The sequence below is a fragment of the Martinezella lusitana genome (assembly GCF_010668395.1).
Classification (GTDB): Bacteria; Pseudomonadota; Alphaproteobacteria; order Rhizobiales; family Rhizobiaceae; genus Rhizobium; species Rhizobium lusitanum_A.
Genome location: NZ_WUEY01000006.1, coordinates 96,847 through 120,058 on the forward strand (window position 1 = coordinate 96,847; position 23,212 = coordinate 120,058).

The window sequence follows — 23,212 nt, forward strand, 5'->3', positions numbered from 1 at the left end:
CATTCCCCACCGCACCTCTTCTATGGTGAAGGTGCATTCCCGCCGTTCATGGACATTTAGAGGCCGTCTTGAACGACAAAGTCATCCAGCCTTCTCACGGGGTGCCGACCGATTATCAGGCCGATCGGCGCGAACGGCTGATAAGGCCGCTCCCCCTCCTCGGATGCCCGTTTAGGCAAAACTCGTCCAGGACCTACTCCACTTCATCAATCGCAGCACCACCTGTTCAACTTCCGCTTCGTTTCGGTTGCCCGGACCTCGGCGCTTCGTAAGCGCCCATCTGAATTCTTTTCTCGCCCATGGCTTCTGCCGGATCGTCCGGATCTGAACCATGGGCATACCGGCGTCGGTTCCGGCTTATCCACCATTAATAACCCTGTCGGCCTGGGGCTCTCCAAATGACCACAGTCGCGGCAACGTGCCAGAAGTGAACAATTGGATTTGGTATGGCTGAAGCACGCCCGCGGCTAACGTTTCGGAGTCCCGCGCCTCTTCCCGTGACCGTAGATCCGCTCCGTCACCGACCGCTTCCCAATCTCTTAGGATGAGCGATCATTGCAACATTCCCATACGAATGTCAATAGAAAATTCTCATAGGAATTAATTTGACCGGATCAAACCCTTTTTCCGGCGCCGACAAAGGCGCGTTGAAAACCCACGACATCTTGATGGGAATAGTCACCGATATGGGGGAAGCCCATAAGCTATCGCTGCACAGGCGAGAGCAATATATCTCGGGATCGGTTGACCTTTTTCCCAACAAACGATGCTTGTTTTGGAACACCCAAGAGCCGTTGCGGCGCTTGCTTGCGATAGTCGAAGCCGATTGCGCCATTCTGTGAGATCAAACGCCGTCATAGTCCAAATCTGTCCTTCGCCATAGGCCGGTACATATTTGTACCGCAAATCTACAACCTCAAGACCGGACGGGTTATGTCCGTCTCAATGCGGTGTCTGAGGCAAATCACAGAACGCGATCGTATTGTCGCCGCTGAACGGGGATTTCAAATTGAGCTTCCAGGGCTCGCCATCAAAATAGACGTGCTCTTGCATAAGCGAAACCTGCATCGTGTGGCAGAGCTCTTTGGCATCCGAGCCGCTAAGATCGACAGAGACCGTGACTGTTTTGGCCGTCTCTGAATACTGGCAAGGTGATGTCGACATGTGCGCATCCGCCGCCTTGCAAACGAACTTTGCGCTCACCACCGGATCACTATCGGCAAGCGCCGGCCAGTTCGCCGATATCGCCAACGCTGCAGCAATCGCCAATCGACGCATGTTCCCTCCAAAACAAGGGCGCCTAACGAAATTGAGGCGGCCGTTGGTCGGGAATCTTACACCAAATAGGAAGCATGTGAAGTAGACCGTTATCGCGGGCGTATACCTCCATGCTGAATTTTCTGCCGTGATGATGCGTGCAAAGCGACCATAGATTCTTGAAATCGTGAACCAAATCCGGCCTATCCTGAACTGGGATCATGTGGTCGACGAGATCAGCGAGCGAAGCATCCCTGCCCTCTTGAGTGCACCAGGCACAGAATGGGTTCATCCGGCGAAAGCGAAGACTGATCGCGTTCCATCTAGCGTCATATCCGCGGTCTCCTGGTGCGCCACGGAACCGTCCAACCTTAGCCGCCTTTTGAGCTGCGATCGCGACTGGCGCCTGCCTAGAGAGCCTGAAACGTGGGGGTAATCGATCCTTGGCCATTTCAAGGAAATAACAAAATCCTGCTGCGAATAAATATCGCGCAGCACGATTTTGATATTTCGGTTGCCGGAATCCTTTTGCTGACGCCGGCGGAAAATGAGGGCCAACGCGGTCGCGGAGTTGGGCTCGCGGATCATTAACGCGACCCCCCATACCCCTCGAGCGCTGCCCTCGTCGATGAGGCGGGCCGTGGGCGGGCGCTAGCCGGTCGGCGCGACGCTCGACACTGGTCTGAGGCGCTAGCGCGCCGGTGGCGCTCTGTGTGGCGTCATGAGCAAGGGCGAGACCGCAAGCGGTCATCGTGGGTGGGCGTGTCATGTCATCGATGAGTGACGCGGTAGTGTGTTGCTCCCCCCGCCGTGGCGGCGGGGTGTGGATGCCTGGCATTGGGTGATAGCGTGGGGTGGAGCGTCGGCGCGGGCACGGTCGGCGGCGGCGGCTGTCATCATCGTCGATGTGGCAGCGCTCGACTGCCTCATGCGTGCGCGTGCTGATATCCAGCGATTGCGGGATACTCTAATAAAAATATTCTTATGCGCATTTTTACCGTTGACATGCTTACGGGAATGTCTATCTTGGGTGACAGATCAATCGTGATCGCACTGGAGACCGACGCCATGAGCCGCAAGCCTTCATCCCGCACCGCCCGCCGCGCAGCTGCCAAGCGCGCAGCCATCATCCAGAGCGCATGTGTATGCGTGATGCTGGTGTCGGGCGCGCTGGTGGCGCTGACACTCACCTTTGCCTACGGCACGATGATCTAACAGCAACCCCTGCCAATCGTGGCACCAACGGAGACCGATCAATGCTCAAGCTCACCCGCACCAAGTCCGGCATGTCCATCATCACCGTCAAGGCGTTCGGCTTCTATGCCAACGTGTCGTATGGCAAAGGCGCAAAGGCAAAGCGCAATGCGGTTGCGGGCGGCCATGGCCTTCCGCTCGACTGGTTCGGCATGGCGGCATGCGCCGTTCTTCTCGTGCCCGTGATCCTCACCATGCACTGACCTTTCGGCAGCCGCCCCTAGCGGGCGGCTATCGAAATGCCAGCCTCACAATCCGGCATATCCCCATAACAAGCATGCGAGACGCGATGATCGTCTCAGTTCTTTGACAAATACCGCCGCAAGCATACGCGGACCGGTCATAGCGCTAGCCCACCGTGCGCACGGAATAACGGAGGCATCAAACGGCGCGCTATTGCGCCGTGGGTCGCGGTCTGGAGCTGACCGCCTGATGAGGCCTAGCAAGGCCGAAACCCTGCCAATGGTGGCATATCGGAGAACGAACAATGGCAAGTGCCTTTGATACCCTTGGATACGCGAAACGGCTTGAAACCGCCGGCATTTCGCGCAAGCATGCGGAAGCCCACGCGGAAGCGGCAAAGGATTTCATCATGCCGGAATTGGCGACAAAGGCGGATATCGCGGAACTGAAACACATTATCGAGCGGCAAAGCCTTGCGCTTACCGTCCGCCTTGGCGGTTTGATCATTATCGGCGTTGGCGCTCTGGCAACGCTTATCAAGCTGTCCTGACAATCGAAGGCGCGGCAATTCCGCGCCTTTCCCTTGCCAATTGTGGCACATCTGGAGATCGATCAATGAAATTCGCGCTTGTCGCATACGCTCTTATTTCGGGCGACATTCATTCATTCGTGCTTGACGAACACCTGACCTATCAGGATTGCCAGCAGGCAATTCATGAAGGCGTGCGGGCGGCGGAAATCGTGCCCGGCGTCACTGTCGACCTACGGCGCGCGCCGCTGGTCTGTGAGCTGGAAAGCCCGGCTCAAGTCATCATGACGGCTTCGAAGTCCTAGCGCCTTGCGTATCGGCATGCTCCGGCCTGCCGATATCAGGACGCTAGTGTCCTGCCGGTCAATCGTGACCGCAACGGAGATCGAACCATGAGCAACGCGACGGAAACGAAAGTTCGCACCCTGAAAGCACGTATACGGCGGGAGTCCAATCCCGTCCGCCTGTCCAATCTCAAAATCCAGTTGAGCACGCTCGTTTCGGAGCTCGGCGCGAAACATGAGAAAGAGCAGGTCAAACGCTTCAAGGGAAACGCTTTCTAATCCCTCAGCCAATCGTGGCACAACAGAGGAGACTGAATCCATGACTAAGATGCTTACCGCTTCCGAACGCCATTCGTTCGCGGTCAACCTTGACGACTATCTGCCCCGCCGCGAAGCCGTCGGCAAGCATGCCGCGCCGTTCTCGAAGACTGAAGACGGCCGCCAGCGTCGCGACGCCAGGCGCAAGGCAATCGCTCGCAAGCGTGAATTCCTCTCCTGATCATTCAACCGGCCTGACGGCCAATCTCGCCAATCGTGGCACAAACGGAGTTTGAAAATGTCTGTCCTGTCTGAAAAAGCAATGCTTTCCCACGTCCGCGTTTCCTCTTGGACGGCGCGGCGGATCGATCGCAAGGTGACGGATGAGGTGAACGAGTCGCACGGCGCGGCCAATGATGCCGGGCGCTATAACAAATTGCTGCTGAACAAGGACGCGCTTGCGCCTATCCAGTCGGCAATTTCCGCCGCTCGTACCTTCCATTATTCCCGCACGCTTCCATGGCAGGATGACGGCGCGCGCCTTCTCCCGGCTGCCGCCTATCTCGACTATACGGCGCGGTTGCGCGCCATCCGTGCGGACTTTGAAAAGGCCGTCGATGATTTCATCGATGGATACGAAAAGCACGTCGAAGACGCAAAGCAGCGTCTGGGCAATCTCTTCAAACCGGAAGATTACCCTAGCGCAAAGGAAATCCGCCGCCGCTTCGGCTTTGATACCATCATCAACCCGGTTCCGTCTGGCGATGATTTCCGCGTGGCGCTGGGCGACGCGCAAGCGCAAGTCATCAAGGCCGAAATTGAGGCGCGGGCGCAAGAGCAGTTGCAGGAAGCAATTCGGGACGTCTACCGACGCATTTCGGAAGTATGCGAGCGCATGGTCGAAAAGCTTCGCAACTATGTGCCCGGCAACGATAACCGGAAAGCGGAGGGCGTTTTTCGCGACTCCCTTGTCGAGAACGTTCGCGACTTGGCGCAAGTCCTGCCAATCCTGAATATCACGGCTGATCCGAAGCTTTCGGAGATTGCCGAACGCATGCGGCGCGAACTGACGCGGCATGACGCGGATACGCTGCGGGAAAACAACGATTTGCGGGAAAGCGTGGCGGATGCCGCCGCATCCATCCTCGCGGACGTTTCCGACTTCCTCGCCTGATTTTCAATTCGCCAATCGTGGCACCTACTGGAGACTGATTTCATGAACATGATCACGCAAGCCGACAAGGGCGTCAAAATCGACTTCGCCGCCAAGATGCTCGAAGCATACATTGAAGGCGACACGCCTGTAATGCTCTGGGGCGCTCCCGGCATTGGCAAGTCGGATGTTGTCGAGCAAACTGCCCACAAACTGGGCATGGCGCTGATTGACCAGCGCCTCACCACACTCGAGCCGGTTGACTTGCGCGGCTTGCCGCACATCCGCGACGGCGCAGCTGTATGGGCAAACCCCGATATCCTCCCGAATGCGAAGCGCGACGGGGAACGCGGGATTCTCTTCCTCGATGAGATCAACGCGGCGCCCGCGTCGACGCAAGCGGCATGCTATCAGCTCATCCTGAACCGCCGCATTGGCGAGTATCGCTTGCCGGACGGATGGCGGATCGCCGCCGCCGGCAACCGTCAATCTGACCGGGCGAGCGCGCAGCGCATGCCCTCCGCACTGGCAAACCGATTCGCTCACATCGATGTCGTTCCCGATGTCGAGGCATGGGCAAACTGGGCAATCGGCGCGAACATCCATCCGGCAATGATCGCCTTCCTACGGTTCCGCCCCTTGCTCATGCACCTGATGCCAGGCGCTGCGACCGATAAAGGCGAAGTGACCATTTCCATGCCGTCGGATGCCCGAGCATTCCCCACGCCGCGCTCTTGGACGGACGCCGCGAAATACGTGGATCGCGACGCGGACATGCGTCAACCGCTCATTGCCGGGCGCGTGGGCGTCGGCCCATCTGTGGAGTTCGAGGGCTTCATTCGGACCTTCCTCGAAGTTCCTTCAATCCGCACAATCCTCGCTGATCCGGCTGGCGCGAAGGTTCCGACCGGCCCGGGCGCTCTCTATGCGGTTTCCGCCGCCCTCGCCCGGGCCGCAACGCCGGTCACATTCGGCCCTATTCTGGAATACGTGAAGCGCATTCCGAAAGCCTATGAAGTCCTGACGGCCGTTGATGCTCAAAACCGCGACAAGGCTTTGACCGAAACTCAGGCCTTTGTGAACTGGTGCGGCCGCAACGTCGAGGTTTTCGCATGAGCGCCCTTCAACTCGTCGATAACGCCCGCGCCATCCTGATGACGGAACAGCCATTCTATGCCACGCTTTCGTTGCATCTGGAGCTTTTCGAGGATGCCACATGCAAGGAAATGTGGACGGATGGCGCGCGCCTTGGCTTCAACCCTTCCTTTGTCGAGGGGTTGAAACCGTCCGTCTTGCGGTCACTCGTCGCCAGCGCGGTTTCGAGTTGCGCCCGCCTTCATCATATCCGGCGCGGCAACCGCGCGCCGGAAGACTGGAAAAAGGCATGCGCCTATTCCGTCAATCCGGAACTGAAGCAAGCCGGCTTCAACCTGCCTGAAGGCGCGTTGATCAATCCCGCCTATGCCGACCTATCGGAGGAGGAGATTTTCCAGCGCCTCCAGAAGGCGAAAAAGGACGGCGGCAACAGCAAGCCGAAAGACCAGCAAGGCGGCGGCACGCAAAGCGCACCGTCAGCAGGAAGCGGAAAGCCCGACGGAAACCAGCAAGGCACGCCCGGAGATCAATCCGGCGCTGCTATGGTCGAAATCAGGGATGCCGCGCCCGCTCATGAACCGGACAAGCTCACGGCAAGCGAAAACGACTGGAAAGCGAACGTTCGGCAGGCGCTGGCAGTTGCCAAAGCCCACAACGCCGGCAGCATTCCGGGATTTTTGCAGGAAATCGACGCGGTTACAATCGCGCCGGTCTACAACTGGAAAGAGGAATTGCGGGCTTTCATCGATCAATCGTCCGTCAAGGACTATTCGTGGATGAACCCGAACCGGCGCTATATCGGCGCTGGCTTGATCCTTCCCGGCCTTGTCGCCGACTCTCTGTCACATGTCGTCTATGTCATCGACGATTCAAGTTCGATCGATCAAGACGCCTTCGGCTCTTGCAGCGCCGAAGCCAAAGCGGCCTTGGATGAGGGCGCGGCGGACAGGATCACTGTTGTTTTCTGCAATGTCGTCGTGCACCACACGCTTTCATTCGAGCGTGGCGACGATATGCAAATCACAGCTCGAGGAAGTGGCGGGACGCGCTTTGCTCCAGCCTTCGAATGGATCGAAGACAATGCGCCGGACGCTTCCGCAATCGTCTATTTGACCGATCTGGATTGCAAGCTTGAACATTTCGGCCAACAGCCAGCCGCGCCGGTCATCTGGGCGGCATACGGCGAACGGAGCACGATCGCCCGGCGCGCTGCAAAGGTGCCGTTCGGAGAAGTGATCCACCTCCCGGCATAACCAATTGGGCGGCGTTCGTCGCCGCCCTCCCCTAAATCGTCCAAAGCATCTGAGCGGTCATGCCAGGACGAACATCTGTCAATTACCAATCGAGGCGGATGACCGCTACGAACGCCCTATTGGGACGCCTTGAACGGCAACTTAGGAGGCCTATCCCGTGCCGGATCAATAAAGCCGGCTGTCATCGATATCACTCCCCAGAGACAAAGCGACGATAGATGAAAGACCGACAATGACCATTCGCCGATATCTTCTATTCGAATCCGCATGCGGGTGGCTCCCGCTGGAGTAACAGCCAAATTGACACGGTAAATTGGATAATATTCCTGTCGCCTCGCCCGTACCGGGTAGCCTAGGTGAAATCATCCTAAGCGCCACGCTTGCCAGTAACCGGAACACCCGGCGAAAGCATTCCGCGCATGACGATCGCTTGATTGCTCACGATCCGCTCCCTTCGTTGTATCCGACTGGAACCTTGAACCCCTCGGTTAGGTAAGCCAGCGGCATGACAACTCGGAGCGTGATCAATGAACAATCGAATTCTCGCCAATTGTGGCACTGAGAGGAGAATGAAATGACTGATTTCTGGGCGCGCTTCGAAATGATGAAATCCGAAGTACTTGCAACCGATGACGGCAAGCTCTTCGCCAGCGCTGGTTTTGAATTGTATGCCAACGGTGGCAATTGCACGGCATGGCGCAAGGCCTTTGGCGATGGCGGCTACATCCTCATCACCAATGATGACGGTTCGAGTCATCATCTGATCGATACCGATGACTCTTTCCTCATCGGCTTTTACAGATCCGAGGACGATACTGACCCCGGTTGCAGCAAGGGGCAGAAGACGGCAGCCGAGGTGATCGCCGCCGTTGAGCGCGGCCCGCTCGAAAAGATTGGTGTCGATGTCTGGATCGCGGGGACGATCTACGTTGACGCTGCCACCGATGAAGAGGCCGCACAGATCGTGAAGGAACGCTATGCGGGATCGCGGGATAGCTCGCTCGGCTATGACCTCATGTCCGGTGAAGATTTTCCCATGGACGGCGATGATTTCATGTCGCCGGCGATAACACTCTATGGACTCTGCAAGGAATCGGAATTGCTTCCCGCAATCGACCCGGTTCGCGATGCCGCGCACGAAATGCTAGCTATCCTGAGCGAGATTGCAGCTCTTCCGGGCGCTGCAGTCGAAATTGAGCGAGCTGGCCACGGCGCTGCCTTTCGCGCAGCGTTGGCAAAAGCGGAGGGTCGCACCGATGGCTAATCCGCTCAATACCATGGAATGGCTCGCCGCGCAGTTCCGCGCCCGCGCCAACGACGACCCGGATGATCACACCGAAAAGGACGCGGACGAGGTGGACGAGGCGAAGGCATGTTTCATCGCCATGCTAGCCGCCCTCAAACACATCCACCACGCTGTCTCCCTCAATGAGGCGGACATGAAACCCGGCGTACGGAACTACCTGCAAGCTATCATCGACCCAGTGGTCGCAAAGGCGGAGGACCGCGCCGATGGCTAAACACACCCCCGGCCCATGGAATGACGGGATTTATCACGCGACCCCAAGCGGTGGCCGGCTGATCGCATACATTCGAGCACCGAATTGCGCCGTGCCGCTCGCCGCCGTTCCGATCGAAGTTGACGGGTATGGCCGTGAGGAAGGAGAAGCCAATTGCCGGATCATGACCGCCGCACCTGAGATGCTTCAGGTTCTAATCGACCTTCTCAAGCCGGGAAACGTGAACGCGGGCGTGATCGAGGTCGGTCGCGACCTTCTTGCGCGCCTTGACCATGATGTTCGTTCGAAGGACCGCGCCAATGGCTAAGGGCGTTCTCCGCAATCTCTCTTGCTGCGTGTGCGGCGAAGACGCCGGGCGATGGCACCAGCACTGGAACCGGGACACCGGCTATGGAGTGTGTGCGTCATGCGTGGATTGGCTTCGCTCGCGCGACGCAACCGATACGGAAATTGCCGACCTCTACGGGATTGAGGGCGAGAATTGGGGCAGAGGCTCGCTTCCTCCGGGGGACATTCCATGAGCACACCCGCCATTGTTTCTCTACCGTGTGGCTGCTTCTTCCAAGGCCGAAAGCTGATCATCGCGGACGACTGCATTTCGCACGGGGACAAAGAATGGTCCTGCGACAACTGCGGCGAAACCGCCATGGACGGCAGCGACCGTTGCATCACTTGCGGATGCCAGGTCGAAGAGGTCGCATGCTGTGACGCCTGTGGCGAGTGCTTTCCTTTGGACGAGTTGGACGGAAAGCCCACGATCAACAGCCGCTTGCGGCGCATCCGAGCCAGCGAGGGTCAATTGGCTATGCTCCGCCGCGCCGCCGATAAAGGTCTCGAATTCGATCGGCTGGAATGCCGCCGCTGCTATGGGCCGGGGTACCTCGCGGCTCAATAATTTCTCTAAACGCCAATCGTGGCAACAAAGGAGACTGAACATGGAAATCGCAGAACGGCTTGTGAAGGCGAAGGCAATAATCGCGAACCCGCGCGACTGGGGGAAAGGCGAAGATCGTGATTGCGCCTGCGCCCTCGATGCGCTGCGCGTCGGGATCGACGAGACCGACAATGAACAAGACGTTATGCGGGCCGCAGGTCTATTGCGGGATTGTCTTCCTTTTTCATTCAAGGCTGATCCAAACAACTGGAATACTCCGGTCGCTCAGTTCAACGACGCGCCTGAGACCACCCACGCCGACATCATGGCGCTTTACGATCGCGCGATTGCCAAGGCGGAGGGCCGCTCGCATGCCTAAGCGAAAGCGCGTGACAATGATTGTGACCGTCTCTGTTCCCGTCGACCTAACAAGTAGCGAAGCACGCCGGGAAGTCCGCACACTGATCAATCACCAATCCAATTGGCTTTCACGTATCGATGAAGGCGACGTGAAAGCCATCAGCATTAAGCCGCCGGCAAAGCCGAGATGGAGCCGGAAGGTTTTCCCGGCCATTGGCTAAGCCGAACACACCTCAAACCATCATCGGCAATCGTGCCACTTTAGGAGACTGACGGATGCAAAAGCATCAACCCTCGAACATCGCCACCTATTCCGACAACGCCGGCCGGCCGGTCTTCGACACGTTCTTTGTCATGTCGGACTGGGGAAACGGTGAAGAACTCTTTGCCTTCCGTTCGCCACATGATCGTGACCGGGCAGCAGAGGCCTTCATGAACAAGGGATTTCCCAGCCAGACTGTTTCCCACAAGGAAGCATTCCTCCGGATCCGCGGGGGAATGCGTGCGTGGGTGCATAACGGCGACGTGCCGTCAGATTTCGTCTGGAGCCCGCTCAAGATCAACTTTCCGGCGGCATGCGTCGCCTAGCCAACCGTGGCACAAAGGAGTTTCGATATATGACCATCCAGATATTACTTGATATCTCGACCGCCCATCTGTCGCCCGCAGCTAAGGCTTGGCTTTCAGAGGGCGCCACTCTCAATCATGCCGCCAACTATCATGGTGTGGGCAACGGTGCTTCCTCCGGCACATTGGGCGCGACGATGTTCGGCTACTTTATGCGAGTGAGCGACATAGGCGTCCCGGCTGACTTACTCCCGATCATGGAGTATGCAAGCCGGCTGGGCATTGGTTTCATTCTTTTCGACGCCGATTCCGAAATGCTCGATGAATTGCCTCTCTTTCTTGACGGCGAGCACGAGGGATCGGACGACGATGACGGTTTGATCACTGAGACCGTCGGCAAGCAGGATCGCGACGTTTTCCAGCCCACGAAGCCCATGAGCTTCAAATATTTCGAGGTGCGCCCGTGCATAGAAACATTCACGCGGCTTGCTGATCAGACAGAAGACGGCAGCGCCGATAGCTACCGCACCGAGGAAGATTACGAAGCGGCACTTGCTCAGGTGGAAGCCGCCGGCAACCGCTTCAAGACGTTCTGGACGCTCTACGGCATCGACGCGGAGGGCCTTGCCTTCGCGATTGGCGACTTCACCACAAAGAAGGACGCCCACGAGATCATGAATGCCATTCTTGCGCCCATTGCCGCCGCGCGCGACGCGCTCGACGCCGGCAGTCGGTTCACCGCGCACGAATCCGATTTACTCGGCAGAATCACAACCGCTTCCGACATGCTGGAGGACTTCATCAACCAGTCCAGCAACTCGGAAAGGATTTGAGCATGCCGAAGTTCACAGTCACGCTCAAGGAAACCGTCTTCTATACCGTCGATGTAGAAGCTGAGAGCGAGGAGGAAGCGGGCGACATCGCCCGTGACGACTGGGCCGCGTCTGACGATCCGACGCAAGATTTCAACGGCAACGGCCAAGGCGTCGAAGTCGATGATGTAGAACCCGCCTAGCGCGGCACACAACGCCAATCGTGGCACCAAGGAGATCAAAAATGACTAGGTTTAATCATGCAGTATCGGTCGCATTCACAGTGATTTCTTCCGACAAGGAAGGGAATGACTTCACACCCGCCATGCTGAAGGAGGCGCTGCTCAATCGCATCCGCGATATGGACAATTCGCCGAAGGGCAACGAATGGCTGGATGCCGTCGGCGCACCGTTCGACACCGTCGAAGAGGAAGAACAGACACCGAAGCGCTTCAAGTTCGAGGCCCGCGTATTCTGCGAATTCGAGATCGTAGCCAACTCCGAAGAGGAGGCTGTGAGCTTGCTCGAAAGTGCCACGATGGAAACCGGCAATCTTGGGTGCCTCGCGAACGGTGATCCAATCGTCGCCAAGCTTACCGAGATCGAGGACGCGGGAAGAGGCAATTGGAGCGCCGTTGCCATCGATGGTGAGGTGATCTGATGCCAGTGTTTCAAACCGATGTTCTCATCTGCACCGTCGCCTACGTCAAAGCCAAGTCGAAGAGCGAAGCCTATCGCAAGCTGATCGCCCACGACGAAACATCGGTAGAGTTTCGAAATCAGGTGATCAATGAAATCGAGGTATCCGGCCTCCCCATTGACTCTCCCGATCTGCCGGAACTGTCAATTTCTCCTTACATGACCGTCCTTGTGCGCACCAAGAATGGCCGAAAGCTTTTGCCGCGTGACTTCGCCAAGTGCGTCTAGTCGGCCGCAAACTCGGCTGTCGCGAGCAGGCGCGTCTACTTCTAAAAGCCTATGGTTGGCCTACCGAATTCGTTTCCTTCCTGCCTTCTCGGTGGATTGAAACCAACACCGATCGACTGGATAATTGAATTATGAGGGGACCAGTCATGGGGTTGAATTTTTCGGGCCAACTACTCCTTTACAAGATCACCTGCTTAGCCGTCGGTGCTGTCTGCATCGTCTTGGGTTACGAGCTATTCTTGAGAGGTTTCCTGGATCCAGCATCGATCAATGCAACCAGAGGCGACGCGTCGGTCGAGATCCGCAACGCGGCGCCAGGCATCTTCTTTGCGCTTTTCGGCTCAGCAATCGTTGGCCTGACCGTATATCGAGGCTTCCGCGTCAACTCGCAGATTGCATCAAAACTGCCGGAGCGAAGCCTCTTGATCGACACCGTTGTTTCCCAAGGCAAGCGGAACTTCATTGCGTTCTTTGACTCGCTGGAGCATTTTCGAGCCAACGGTACGCTTTCCGAATTGGACTACAAGTTTCTGCAGTTGCAATTGGTTAGCCTGAAGACAGACTTCCTTATCATTGCGGGCGAGTTGGGCAATCAAACAGATACAAGCGAGGTCGGAGGGTACTCATTGAAAGAAACCGCTGTCGGCAAGGCTTTGGCAAATCGGGACTAGTCCAAGCGAAAGTCGAAGGGAAAACGGCATGCAATTACGATTTTAGCTTTCACCGGCTCCAGCAGCCGGTGCGAGGTGCAATCGGCACCACCCGCCAATTGTGGCACTCATAGGAGACTGAACGAATGACCGCACATATGCAACGCATTCTGCAATCCGCTTCCGAGATCGCTATCGAAGCTGCTATCAGCCAGAAGATTTCGGCCGAAGTGATCCAATTCCGCCCGCGTCAGCCACAGAAGGAAGTGGGGGTCGAAACCGCTCCGACCGCGATCGAGGTATATGCGACGTCATTGATCGCGGAAAATGACAACACGCCCGGCACCGAACAGCCCATCGCGCCGGTTATCGGATCATCCGTCGTGATCGAGCGCGCCCTTCTGACGCGCGCCGTTGAAATCGTGAACAACGTCATCGAGCGACGGAACTCTATCCCGATCCTCTCCAACATCGCCTTGCGTGGCAACGGCAACACCCTGCAGCTGATCGGCACAGATCTGGATATCGAGATCGTTGCATCCGTCCCGGGCGCCGCTGATCGCGAATTCGGCACCACCCTGCCGGCCCATATCCTTAAGGATTTGCTCAAGCGCGCCACCGCCTCCGATTTCGTTGCCATGACGACCGGAGAGACCCGCGACGCCTTGGATTTCGAGCGAGTACACTACGATCTGCAGTCCCTCTCGCTCGCAGATTGGCCGCATATGAGCGGCCCCGCCGCCGGTGCATTTGAGTTCCATCTGCCAGGTCGCGCGCTGTGGGAGGGTCTCGACTCCACCATGGGTGCGATATCTACTGAAGAGACGCGCTACTATCTGAACGGCATCTTCCTGCATACGATCGAACATGCAGATGGGGCGAAGCTGGTCATGGTTGCCACGGACGGACACCGTCTATATCGCCAGGAATTCGACGCTCCATTCGGATCATGCGGAATGCCGGCGGTGATCGTGCCGCGCAAGACTGTCCAGTTGCTGCACAAGCTCATGAAGGGGAAATCTTGTCCGGATGACGTTGCGATCGTCGTGGACAGCTCAAAGATTCGCATTTCCTTCGGCGATATCATCACCACCTCGAAGCTGATCGATGGCACGTTTCCTGACTATCAGCGCGTCATCCCCATCCATAACAACAAGCGCGCCACCCTGCACGCCGAAACCGCGATGGAAGCCATTCGGGCCGTGACCCTGATTTCCACCGAGCGCGGTCGTGCCTGCAAATACACCTTTGCGCCGGGCAATTGCCGTTTGACGGTGAGCAATCCAGACAGTGGAAACGCCAGCGCCGACATTCCATGCGACTACGACGGCGAGCCGATGGAGATCGGGTTCAACGCCAGCTACATGCTGGCCATCATCGAGGACGCGGTCGGAAATGGCTCATCAGTGTCGATGCAGCTGTACGATGCGGCCTCTCCCGCCGTGATCACGGGCGACCGCAAGGGTTGGACCGGCGTCTGCATGCCGATGCGCGTCTAACAGTTAATCTCAGGAGCCTGTCGCGTCGGCCGGCTCCTTCTCTCCTTCCACCAGCAAAGCAAGGAAACAAGCATGAAGAATTCCGCTCATCCCGTTGATGTCACCGTTGGCGCGAACGTTCGTAGGATTCGTGTCGCAATGGGTCTCAGTCAGGAAAAGCTTGCTGAACAGCTCGGCGTCACGTTCCAGCAAGTTCAGAAATACGAGAAGGGTACCAATCGCATCAGCGCCAGCCGTCTGGTCTTGATCGCCGGCGCGCTCCGGGTCGATATCAATGATCTGTTCGCCGGCGCCAATGTCGAGAACGCCAGCCCAATTGCTCCCCGGCTGTCGCGCGACGCACTCCGCATCGCCGAGGTCTTCGACAAGATCAAAAACAAAACGTCGAGGCAGTCGGTCATGAATGTCGTGCGCGTCGTCGCAGCCTCCCACGACACGGTGACCGAAGCCGCCGCATGATCGTCACGATATGCTGGCCGCTTTTTTGCGGCCAGCTACCAGCGCCCGCTCGAGTCAGTAACGCTCATCGCGAGCATCGCGCCTCCAACAAACCGATAGGAATTAAGTCCACATGAACCATCAGAGCAATCGTGCTCATTTGGGAGATCGCCCATGAAAATCTATCTGCTCGAAGCCGAGTCGTTTCACGTACCCGGCCATACAAAATCGAGCCACGCCACGATCGCATCAATGGACGTGGAAGCTGCCAGGCTCGTTAACATGCTCCGAGACGAAGTTGATCTTCTACAAGACGCATCGCCGGCCGATTGGCAAGCGAAGTGCCTGGAGGCCCGCCAAGCGCGCGCTGACGAGGCCGGGCTCGCGTTGGACGACCTGAACGAGGGCGACGTCTGGTTCACAGAAATGGACCTCGCCGGCTTCTCGGAGCGCCCCGCCGGCGATGTCGAGGCATTTGCTTCGGATCTGTTGAAAGACGTAATTGGCGACATCAACACCTTCCGCGACATGGAACCGAAGGAGGATGAAAGCTGGCAGAGCTGGTACGAGGCCGCATTCGATATGGTCGCCCAGCGGATCCGTGAGACGTTCGAGCGTCACCGCCTCCCTGCCACCGCTATTGGAGGTGCGATCTGATGGCCCATGGCGACTACGACGGCCCCGACAGGCCAGACAAGGGTAAGGAAGGTGGCAGTTGCAACCGTACGCTCTGCCAATGCGCGCCGGCGCGCTGGTATAATCACGGCTCCTATGCCTGGTATTGCGACGACTGCCGCGACCAGATCTATGACGCCGTCGGCCGCCTGCATTGGGAGCGCGACTTCCCAAATGCCGGTCATCCCATGTTCGAAACCCGGGAAATGATGAACGCGAGGGGTCGGAGATGACCAAGCCACCCCTCTGCCGATATTGCGGAAAGGCACTGAAGAAGAAGGTCGTCAGCGTCTCATTCAACTCGTATCACAGCAGGACGCCTGGAGGCCGCCGGTCCGACCGTCCAGCATCGCGCGAAGAAGCCCAGAAATTGTTCAACGAGAAAATCGTGTCGATCAAATATCGGCACGACGAACTCGGTCGCTATGTTGCTGAAGTCGGCCTCTGGGATCGAGAAAGCTATGTGGACAAGTTCTTCTGCAAGAATGCCCATGCTCAGGATTTCGCCTATTCGGCGCTGAGATACAAACCCGAGCTTGGTACCCAAGTCTACTTCGAAGCTCTTGAAAAGCAGACCGCCGACTGAACATCGGCAGCTGCGCTCACATCGCCAATTGTGGCACGCATGGAGACTGAAGAATGCACCACCCCTCATGCATGGTTGTGGGCGGATGAGCAATCCGCACTTGCAAAGTATCATCAAGCTTTTTGAGTCCCTGCGATATCGCCACGACCTCTATGGTGTCTTCTCTGATTGGTGCGAATGCGCAGCGATTTCGCTTTCCAATGCCATTGATTTGAATACCCGCGAAAAGCGCGAGCAACGATATATGGATATCGTCAAGCGCTATGAACGCCACGAACTCGAAGTCTTCCCTCAAATCTTGGGCGAAGTCGTCATGGCATTGGAGACCGCTCCTCAGGATATTCTCGGCTCGACATTCCACGCACTCGAGCTCCATAACAAGGCGCGTGGCCAGTTCTTCACACCGTACGAACTATGCAGGCTTATGGCCCAACTGCAGGTCTCCGGAAAGGAACCTGAAGCGATCATAAAAGAGCGCGGTTTCCTCACCGCACACGAACCGGCGGTCGGCGCCGGCGCCACCGTCATAGCGTTGGCAGAAGCGCTGATGGATGCTGGCGTAAATTACCAGCAGCACCTTCATGTCGTCGCGGTCGATGTCGATCCCCGCGCGGTCCACATGTCGTATGTGCAATTCTCCCTGATGCACATCCCGGCCCATGTGATTGTTGGCGACACGTTGCGGATGACGTTCAGCGAAGATTGGTACACGCCGGCCCACATCATGGGGGGCTGGTCACGCAAATTGCGGTCGGCACAATTGAAGGCGCCGACGGTCGTGGACGCCCCTCCTCTCGAAACGCCTGATATCGAGGCAGAGCCACCAGCAAAGATTGGTCTGCCGCTCTTTGATTTCGGGCTTTGACAAGCGTCCGCCGTTCAAACAACAGGAGATTTCAGATGAAGGTTTTTGCCTCAATCCGGCGGTGGCTCGCCGACGTGCGCTATCGTCGATTGGTACACCAAGTCGCGCTCCATCATCACCGCGCCGGCGCGATCGCTCCGTACGCCATCGCAGCGCATGAACTGTACCTCAGGCGCAAACTGGAGGATTTCCGAGACTTTGCCAGCCAACGCTATATCGAAGAGCGGAGCCTCACACTCAACGAGATCAAACAAGAATGGCTCAACCTCGTCGTCAAACCGATGGCGAAGTCAGAATTCACGCGCGACGATGCAAAGGCTCTGAAAGCTGCGATCGTCGCGATTGGCCACAATGAGGCCTTCGTCGGTGAAGCCCGTGCTGTTTACCAGGACGATCTTCGACAGGCGATCGACAGCGCGAAACAAGGATCCGTTTACAAGCCATCATCCGTCTGAGATAAAATAGTATCGCCAATGGTGGCACAAAGGGAGCTTACGTGAACCAGAATTCCAAAACATCTAAATCAGGCCGTGAGCTCGATATCATCTATGGCGCCGAAGCAATTCCGAATGCGAACGGGGAAGGCTTTCTTGGCCTCTATCGCGCTCCAGGGCTGGCACCCGGGTATGTGCGAGACCCGGAGACAAATCGGGTGCGCTTTTTTCCGACCGAAGACGCGGCGATAGCAGCTGCGTCGCTTCGCCTCTTCGATATCCTCAACACCCCACGGCTCCGCACGGTCAACCGATCTGGAAAGACAGAGCGCTACCAAAAGCTCACGCCTACGGAGCTCAAGGTCCTCGTCAATGAGGCCGGCATCACTTGGACTATGCTGGCATATCTCTACGGCACCAGCGAACGGCGGCTGACGGAGTGGATGAATGGTGTCAACGATAAAGGACAGGAGGAGCGCGCGCCCCATCCGGTACGGGTTTTGCTCGAGCTATTCAAAGCGGCCTCGCAGAACATCGACATAGCCGAGCGCGTCACTGACAGCGTCACCTCACATTACTCCGAGAAGCGCTGAGCGATAGATCCAAGTCTTCTGGCTAGAGTGATCCAAGAAAGAATAGAGCCCCCTTCGCAGACGCGTTACTCGATGCATCAAAAATGCGAATTGCAACATTGCTGTTGCAACTTGTTCATCTTCGAATAAAAAATCATGATCAAGAAAGCGACTACGTCGATAGGACACTGCAATGCCAATAACCTTCCAAGTAGGTAAATTGTCCGACAAAACAATTATCGAAACAATAGAGGCAATAGAGGCCAGATTCGGCGTAATAAGCAAGAGCTTTCAAAGCGCAGAGATTCAGTTTGGAAGCAATTTATCTGTATTAAAGGATAAATCTGCACCGACGTACTTGCTCACAAATGCTAATATTCAAGTTAAAGATAAAATGTTTAACATCGCTTTTCAGCGAGATTACGGCCAGCCAAATTCTGTATACTTCGACCTTATCACTATAACTCCTCGAAATAACCCGGCACCAACCGGCGCCGAATTGGTCGACCTAGAGGCCGTTATTCGTGAGAAAATCAGGATGCCATCGCTCAATGTTCCGATCAACAATGAGATGTCGGTAAGTGGGCTCCTTGAAAAGGAAATGGCCACCGTCGCAAGTATGCACGAAAAACTGATGTTCGACGCCCTCGAACTGCGCAAAACCTATGAACAGCAGGACGTACAACGCAAAGAACAATTCGAACTGGAGAGGCGGGAGGTCGAGCGCAACCAAAAGGAGAACGAACAGGCGAGTTTGGCAAGAATTGCCGTCGAACGCGAGGCTTTGGAAGAAAAGCTTAAAGAGTTTGATTTCTCGGACCATATGAGGGCCCGCAGAAAATTGCGCGATGACATCAGCCAGCAAGTACAGGAATTTCTTAAGAGCCCCCAGGTCCCGGTAGGGTCGTCAATCAAATTCCAGCTTGTGCTGTTGTTTTCGCTCGCAGCAGCGGTGTTATCGGCCATATTCGCCTATCAAAGCTTCGAGTCATTCATTGCCGAAAACAATAAAGACGCTATTCTCGAAGCCCAACTAAACGACGCTCAGCTCAAGTCTGGGACAGCGGGTGCGTTGAACGTTACCGGCGGGATGGGTATTTCGCCATCACTGTCACCCCAATTATCGGGATCAAACCTTGCTGAGTCTCAAAGCTCCGCCTCCGCGTCGTCATTGAAAACAGGCGGACCGTATCTGCTTTGGCTCCTCGCGCTTCGAGCTGCATTGTTATCTGCCGTAACGATAGGCTTTATTATCTACCTGATTAGCACGTTGCGAAAGTCCTACGATGAAGAGGTCCGATCTCATCGTGAACTGCAGCGCTATGGCATGGATATAAATCGCGCCAGCTGGGTAATAGAAACGGCGATGGAAATGACCACAAAGGAGGGGGCAGCACTCCCAGATAAGTGGGTGGAAGGCGCGGTTCGGGGCCTTTTTCAGCCATCGACCTCCAACGACGGCGAAGTCACATCTCTGGCAGCACTTGGTAGCCTAATGGGGCTTGCGCCGAATGTAACGATCTCGCCTTCGGGAACAGTCATTGAATTCCCACCAAAAGCCACAAAAAAAGCGTCCAAGGACGAGGCCTAATGCTCGGACACCATCCTGCCGAAAATCGTAGACACCTCGACCATTGAACAGGCCATTTCATTTAACCTCTCGCTGGGCAGTGGCTATCGCCTCTCTCGCTGATAAAGCAGACGCTCTAACTGCCTTGGCTTCCGCGCGTTTTGGAATATCATGAGCTTGACGCTCTGCCGGCATCATCCCGAGAAATTGCGACACCTTGTCAAGCGCACATCGGATATCTGCCATTACCGCTGTCGGATCGTCGGCACCAGGGATTTGCCAGACGAACATGCCATACATAAGCATCTGCTCGAGCTGGACGAATAACTTCGCCGCCACCATCGAACGTATTGCCGCGACATTCTTAATATTTTCGGCGACGACCGCGTGGATTACGACGCCCGCACCGCCGCCCCCACCGGCGCTTTCATAGTCAGGCGATTTCACCCCTGAGCCGTAAATGGACTCCATCATCGATCGAAGTCGAACGCCGGACTCGTAACGGCGCATGGCATTGTTCGTCCGTACCGCTACCTCGCCTTCTTTTCTCTCCTTTGGATCGGACAGCATTTTCTCGTTATAGAGATATTCGAGAGGGGCTAGATCAACGCCGCGTGGAGCATGTCCAGCCTCTCGTCGCGCGCGCTCCTCTTGCGCGTCGCGCTCCTTTCGTTCCGCCTCCTCCCTCCTTCTCTTGATTTCCCTCCGGCCGGCTCTGGTTTTCGGATCGGGCGCCGGCGCTTCAATCGGCTGTGCCTTTGCTTTTCGCTCGGTCGGAATTACGGCCTTTTTCTGCTGATCCGAGGCCAATGGCTTGGCAATGAAATAGTCCGCCGGCAGCATTCCGTCATCGATGCGAGCCGCTTTCAAACCATCCAGAAGGGTCTGACGCTCCACCCGCGTCACCGACTGGCGACGTTGAGGCAGCTTATTGATGATCCCCCGTACCGCATGTTCTGTCTTGCCATGCCGCTTGGCGAGACTGAGATGAATCTTCCTGATGGTCCAGCCATGCATCCAGGTCACGATGATGCAGAACTCAAGGGGGGTCAGTTTACCGGTATCCATGTCAGCGCTCCACTTCACGCAAGAGACTGGCTCGCCCGTCGAACGTCAGTTCGCAGGACAGCTTCGGGGTTCCGCGTCGCCGCTTGAGGTTCAATACCTCTATCTTTCCCTTGCATCGGCCCATGTCCTCTGCCCACTTGCTGCCCTCCGGCGTGCCCATATCGTAGGGCTTTTGAGACAGGAGCCAGTCCTCACGTCGGAATAGCCCGATCGCCCAATCCGCGTCCTGCTCGACGCTGGATCCGCCGTCAAAATCGCTTAATCGCGGTCGCGGATCATCCCGTCTTTGCGAAGATCTCGTTATCTGTGAAAGAGCTATCACGAGTAGATTAAGTTCCTTCGCCAGCGTCTTTAGCGTGCCGGTGACGATCTCTGCCTTGTCGAAGCGGTTGAGGTTTCGGCCCATGACCTGAACCAGCCTGATATGATCCACGACGATCGCCTTCAGATCGTGGGTGCGCTTGAGGACGAGGCAACGTTCGCGGATTTGGTCGATACGCAGTCCCGGCCGGTCATCAAGTAGCACCCTGGAGCGATCCAGCATTTCTTGGGCGCTGCGGAGTTCGTCGTATTGAAAGGCGTCATAATTTCCTTCTTCGATCTCGGATGCCGAAACGGACGACTTCCCAGCGAGGGCTCGGCGGGCGAGATCCTCATCCCTCATCTCCAATGAGAAAAAGCAGGCGTGCCCATGCTGCTCCTGAACCCGATCGAGGATTTGCAGGCCAAGCAATGACTTTCCGCCACCCGGCGCCGCGCCAATAACCCCGAGATCGGAAGGAAACATCCTGCCCAAGATCTCATCAAGCGAGGCAATGCCCGTATCGAAACCGGGTGAAACTCCAGTATCCCTTGTCCTCTTGGATCCCGCCATAGCTTTCGCCACCGCGGCTTTCATGGTCTTCACGGGTTCGGCCTGGCTGTTCACCGAGATGTCTTTCACGCAATTCTCGAGGTCGGCGAGCATATATCCCGTATCGGTCTGCGCGCCCTTGGCCTCCTTTATGAATTGGTCGCAGATCTCTATCGTCCGCCGACGCTGCCACATCTCGATAATCTTGGTCACTTCGTCGCTGATGTCGTCGATTTCTGCGGTATTCCGGATCAAAGCGGTCATCAGCGTCATGGTAGACGACCCGTCCCCGTACTCGGGCCCGACGCGGCTTTGCAGGAGCGATAGTGTGGGCTTTTTCCCCTCCATCGTCAGGAGATGGTATGCGGTGAACACGTCTCGGTAGATTTCGACCGAGAAATGAAATCCCTGTAAGGTGCCATTGATCTGCCAAAAGGTGACCTCGTTCTGCAGAATGCGGCCGAGCACGATCTTTTCGGCTTCAGGATTCGACAGCTGTGCCGGCTGGCTCCGGTCTCTTGATCTACTTCTTTCGTTCAAGTTCATTCCTCGTCTGCAGCAAATCCAATCCGTCGCCAAGGATTGGCATTTCATTCCGGTTCGTGCCGACGCCGACGGCCGCCATATGTTCGGCGAGAACGTCCGCGGCGTTCGTCCCCGGCGGTTTCAAAATCCTGCCGTTCTGAATGACGCCCTTGTCACCGTCATGGTAGATCGATAGCCGCTTGAGGAAGATCGGCGCTTCAAATGCCATCATTCCCGAGGTTGAGAGCATCGACCAAACGGGCATCCTGAAGCCCTCTAGTGCCCAGAGGCCAAGTCCCGTTTCGAGACCTTCGCAACCGCCAACACGCTCGGCATCACCCCCAATGCGAACAGCACCGCCGCCCGCCGGCCCTCGCCCAACCTTGGGGTTGATGACATTGGCTTTGATCGGCTTAAGAGGGTCGAGAAAGATCTGCCAAACGGCAATCAAGCTGCCAAATGGATCGAGCACCGCAGCAACGATCGCCGGCAACCGTCCGACTTCTGGATCGAGCTCATAGCGAAGCGATGGGTGAAACCGGATGGTCGATGAACAGTTCCAAGGCCAGGTTTCGACGGGTGGGATGCCACGCCCCACAAGGTATGCCTCACCTTGGCTGCCGTGGAGATCCTGCGACTGTCCGAACACCTCTTGCGCGGTGTAAGTGCGGGCCGCATCCTTCGCAGCTCTCTCCTCGGCATCTCGCCGTTCTCGCTCGTCACGGTCCCGTTTCTCTTTTGCGCGCCGCGCGGCACGGGCATCCTGATCTTCAATGCTCTTTTCATGTTCCCGAGTGATGCCCAGGAATTTTCGGGCGAGTTTGTATGCTTCGGCCCAGTCGGTCTTGCTGTTCGGAACATTGCCAAATTCGCCGTAGTAGAGCAGACCCAGCATTCCTCCGCCCAATCCCTGCGAAAAGCGGTACCATTGCCCGCGGCGTTCGCCGGAGAGGTTCAGGGTGAAGCTAGACGTCGGTCGCTTGGACTTCTTTCCAGACTTCGGATCGATTTTGATCCGTGGAGTGAGCAACGCCACGTCCTGCGATTTGACGCGCGTCTTCACCCAGCCGGGCCAATATTCATTCAGCACCGCCTCCATGTCGTCTTCCAGCCGCCGAGCGAGTTCGGCGCTGTCGTCGCGGAAAGCCACG

34 protein-coding genes are annotated in these 23,212 nt (G+C 56.8%); 29 read left to right on the plus strand and 5 right to left on the minus strand.

Going from position 1 to position 23,212, the window contains the following annotated elements; all coding sequences use genetic code 11:
* Positions 1-678: 678 nt before the first annotated feature.
* Positions 679-858: a helix-turn-helix domain-containing protein gene (locus tag GR212_RS37715; protein ID WP_163987476.1), complete on the minus strand. Its 180-nt coding sequence runs from the start codon at positions 856-858 to the stop codon at positions 679-681.
* Positions 859-942: 84 nt separating this feature from the next.
* On the minus strand, positions 943-1,278 hold the full coding sequence (locus tag GR212_RS15545) for a hypothetical protein (protein ID WP_163987477.1): 336 nt from the start codon (positions 1,276-1,278) through the stop codon (positions 943-945).
* 1,005 nt (positions 1,279-2,283) lie between these two features.
* Here GR212_RS15545 and GR212_RS15550 point away from each other — a divergent pair.
* The 29 genes from GR212_RS15550 to GR212_RS15690 all read left to right on the plus strand — a co-directional run bounded on the left by GR212_RS15550 (position 2,284) and on the right by GR212_RS15690 (position 19,636).
* Positions 2,284-2,472, plus strand: coding sequence for a hypothetical protein (locus tag GR212_RS15550; protein WP_163987478.1), 189 nt, complete (start codon positions 2,284-2,286; stop codon positions 2,470-2,472).
* Between the two features lie 41 nt (positions 2,473-2,513).
* The gene (locus tag GR212_RS15555) at positions 2,514-2,714 is read left to right on the plus strand and encodes a hypothetical protein (protein ID WP_163987479.1); all 201 of its coding nucleotides are present in this window, start codon (positions 2,514-2,516) and stop codon (positions 2,712-2,714) included.
* Between the two features lie 284 nt (positions 2,715-2,998).
* On the plus strand, positions 2,999-3,244 hold the full coding sequence (locus tag GR212_RS15560) for a hypothetical protein (protein WP_163987480.1): 246 nt from the start codon (positions 2,999-3,001) through the stop codon (positions 3,242-3,244).
* A gap of 65 nt (positions 3,245-3,309) precedes the next feature.
* Positions 3,310-3,528, plus strand: coding sequence for a hypothetical protein (locus GR212_RS15565; protein WP_163987481.1), 219 nt, complete (start codon positions 3,310-3,312; stop codon positions 3,526-3,528).
* A gap of 87 nt (positions 3,529-3,615) precedes the next feature.
* A complete protein-coding gene (locus GR212_RS15570) occupies positions 3,616-3,786 on the plus strand; it encodes a hypothetical protein (RefSeq protein WP_163987482.1) in 171 nt (56 codons plus the stop codon).
* A 40-nt stretch (positions 3,787-3,826) separates the two neighbouring features.
* Positions 3,827-4,006 (plus strand): hypothetical protein, encoded by a 180-nt coding sequence (locus tag GR212_RS15575; RefSeq protein WP_163987483.1) that lies wholly within the window; start codon positions 3,827-3,829, stop codon positions 4,004-4,006.
* A 57-nt stretch (positions 4,007-4,063) separates the two neighbouring features.
* The gene (locus GR212_RS15580; protein ID WP_163987484.1) at positions 4,064-4,939 is read left to right on the plus strand and encodes a hypothetical protein; all 876 of its coding nucleotides are present in this window, start codon (positions 4,064-4,066) and stop codon (positions 4,937-4,939) included.
* A 42-nt stretch (positions 4,940-4,981) separates the two neighbouring features.
* Positions 4,982-6,034, plus strand: a complete 1,053-nt coding sequence (locus GR212_RS15585) for an AAA family ATPase (protein WP_204326601.1) — start codon at positions 4,982-4,984, stop codon at positions 6,032-6,034.
* Positions 6,031-7,266: a vWA domain-containing protein gene (locus GR212_RS15590; RefSeq protein ID WP_163987485.1), complete on the plus strand. Its 1,236-nt coding sequence runs from the start codon at positions 6,031-6,033 to the stop codon at positions 7,264-7,266. Before GR212_RS15585 ends, GR212_RS15590 begins: the two co-directional genes overlap by 4 nt.
* 574 nt (positions 7,267-7,840) lie before the next feature.
* On the plus strand, positions 7,841-8,530 hold the full coding sequence (locus GR212_RS15595; RefSeq protein WP_163987486.1) for a hypothetical protein: 690 nt from the start codon (positions 7,841-7,843) through the stop codon (positions 8,528-8,530).
* Complete coding sequence (locus GR212_RS15600) at positions 8,523-8,786, plus strand: hypothetical protein (protein ID WP_163987487.1); 264 nt, start codon at positions 8,523-8,525, stop codon at positions 8,784-8,786. Before GR212_RS15595 ends, GR212_RS15600 begins: the two co-directional genes overlap by 8 nt.
* A complete protein-coding gene (locus GR212_RS15605; RefSeq protein ID WP_163987488.1) occupies positions 8,779-9,093 on the plus strand; it encodes a hypothetical protein in 315 nt (104 codons plus the stop codon). The genes GR212_RS15600 and GR212_RS15605 overlap by 8 nt, the downstream gene beginning before the upstream one ends.
* Positions 9,094-9,303: 210 nt before the next feature.
* A complete protein-coding gene (locus GR212_RS15610; protein WP_163987489.1) occupies positions 9,304-9,681 on the plus strand; it encodes a hypothetical protein in 378 nt (125 codons plus the stop codon).
* A 40-nt stretch (positions 9,682-9,721) separates the two neighbouring features.
* Complete coding sequence (locus GR212_RS15615; protein WP_163987490.1) at positions 9,722-10,039, plus strand: DUF6197 family protein; 318 nt, start codon at positions 9,722-9,724, stop codon at positions 10,037-10,039.
* Positions 10,040-10,296: 257 nt separating this feature from the next.
* Positions 10,297-10,608 carry a hypothetical protein gene (locus GR212_RS15620; RefSeq protein ID WP_163987491.1) on the plus strand — a complete coding sequence of 104 codons (312 nt, stop codon included), beginning with the start codon at positions 10,297-10,299 and terminating at the stop codon, positions 10,606-10,608.
* A 29-nt stretch (positions 10,609-10,637) separates the two neighbouring features.
* Complete coding sequence (locus tag GR212_RS15625) at positions 10,638-11,420, plus strand: hypothetical protein (protein WP_163987492.1); 783 nt, start codon at positions 10,638-10,640, stop codon at positions 11,418-11,420.
* 2 nt (positions 11,421-11,422) lie between these two features.
* Positions 11,423-11,602 (plus strand): DpnD/PcfM family protein, encoded by a 180-nt coding sequence (locus GR212_RS15630; protein ID WP_163987493.1) that lies wholly within the window; start codon positions 11,423-11,425, stop codon positions 11,600-11,602.
* A gap of 41 nt (positions 11,603-11,643) precedes the next feature.
* Entirely contained in the window at positions 11,644-12,060 is a 417-nt protein-coding gene (locus tag GR212_RS15635) for a hypothetical protein (RefSeq protein ID WP_163987494.1), read from the plus strand.
* On the plus strand, positions 12,060-12,326 hold the full coding sequence (locus GR212_RS15640) for a hypothetical protein (protein WP_163987495.1): 267 nt from the start codon (positions 12,060-12,062) through the stop codon (positions 12,324-12,326). Before GR212_RS15635 ends, GR212_RS15640 begins: the two co-directional genes overlap by 1 nt.
* Before the next feature lie 146 nt (positions 12,327-12,472).
* Positions 12,473-12,997, plus strand: coding sequence for a hypothetical protein (locus tag GR212_RS15645; RefSeq protein WP_163987496.1), 525 nt, complete (start codon positions 12,473-12,475; stop codon positions 12,995-12,997).
* Positions 12,998-13,122: 125 nt separating this feature from the next.
* Positions 13,123-14,475, plus strand: a complete 1,353-nt coding sequence (gene dnaN / locus GR212_RS15650; protein ID WP_163987497.1) for a DNA polymerase III subunit beta — start codon at positions 13,123-13,125, stop codon at positions 14,473-14,475.
* 72 nt (positions 14,476-14,547) lie between these two features.
* Positions 14,548-14,934, plus strand: coding sequence for a helix-turn-helix domain-containing protein (locus GR212_RS15655; protein ID WP_163987498.1), 387 nt, complete (start codon positions 14,548-14,550; stop codon positions 14,932-14,934).
* A gap of 153 nt (positions 14,935-15,087) precedes the next feature.
* A complete protein-coding gene (locus GR212_RS15660; protein WP_163987499.1) occupies positions 15,088-15,570 on the plus strand; it encodes a hypothetical protein in 483 nt (160 codons plus the stop codon).
* A complete protein-coding gene (locus GR212_RS15665) occupies positions 15,570-15,821 on the plus strand; it encodes a hypothetical protein (RefSeq protein WP_163987500.1) in 252 nt (83 codons plus the stop codon). Before GR212_RS15660 ends, GR212_RS15665 begins: the two co-directional genes overlap by 1 nt.
* Complete coding sequence (locus GR212_RS15670; protein WP_163987501.1) at positions 15,818-16,174, plus strand: hypothetical protein; 357 nt, start codon at positions 15,818-15,820, stop codon at positions 16,172-16,174. Before GR212_RS15665 ends, GR212_RS15670 begins: the two co-directional genes overlap by 4 nt.
* An 85-nt stretch (positions 16,175-16,259) precedes the next feature.
* Positions 16,260-17,039 (plus strand): N-6 DNA methylase, encoded by a 780-nt coding sequence (locus GR212_RS15675; RefSeq protein ID WP_163987502.1) that lies wholly within the window; start codon positions 16,260-16,262, stop codon positions 17,037-17,039.
* Between the two features lie 35 nt (positions 17,040-17,074).
* A complete protein-coding gene (locus GR212_RS15680) occupies positions 17,075-17,494 on the plus strand; it encodes a hypothetical protein (protein ID WP_163987503.1) in 420 nt (139 codons plus the stop codon).
* 41 nt (positions 17,495-17,535) lie between these two features.
* Positions 17,536-18,066: a hypothetical protein gene (locus GR212_RS15685; protein WP_163987504.1), complete on the plus strand. Its 531-nt coding sequence runs from the start codon at positions 17,536-17,538 to the stop codon at positions 18,064-18,066.
* Positions 18,067-18,238: 172 nt separating this feature from the next.
* Complete coding sequence (locus GR212_RS15690; protein ID WP_163987505.1) at positions 18,239-19,636, plus strand: hypothetical protein; 1,398 nt, start codon at positions 18,239-18,241, stop codon at positions 19,634-19,636.
* A gap of 57 nt (positions 19,637-19,693) precedes the next feature.
* Here the strand turns inward: GR212_RS15690 and GR212_RS15695 are convergent, their stop codons facing one another.
* From GR212_RS15695 to GR212_RS15705, 3 genes are read right to left on the minus strand one after another with little or no spacing between them, the layout of a single operon-like run.
* On the minus strand, positions 19,694-20,683 hold the full coding sequence (locus GR212_RS15695; protein WP_163987506.1) for a hypothetical protein: 990 nt from the start codon (positions 20,681-20,683) through the stop codon (positions 19,694-19,696).
* Position 20,684: 1 nt separating this feature from the next.
* Positions 20,685-22,082: a DnaB-like helicase C-terminal domain-containing protein gene (locus GR212_RS15700; RefSeq protein ID WP_163987507.1), complete on the minus strand. Its 1,398-nt coding sequence runs from the start codon at positions 22,080-22,082 to the stop codon at positions 20,685-20,687.
* Positions 22,060-23,211 carry a DUF7146 domain-containing protein gene (locus GR212_RS15705; protein ID WP_348643479.1) on the minus strand — a complete coding sequence of 384 codons (1,152 nt, stop codon included), beginning with the start codon at positions 23,209-23,211 and terminating at the stop codon, positions 22,060-22,062. Before GR212_RS15705 ends, GR212_RS15700 begins: the two co-directional genes overlap by 23 nt.
* Between the last annotated feature and the right edge of the window lies 1 nt (position 23,212).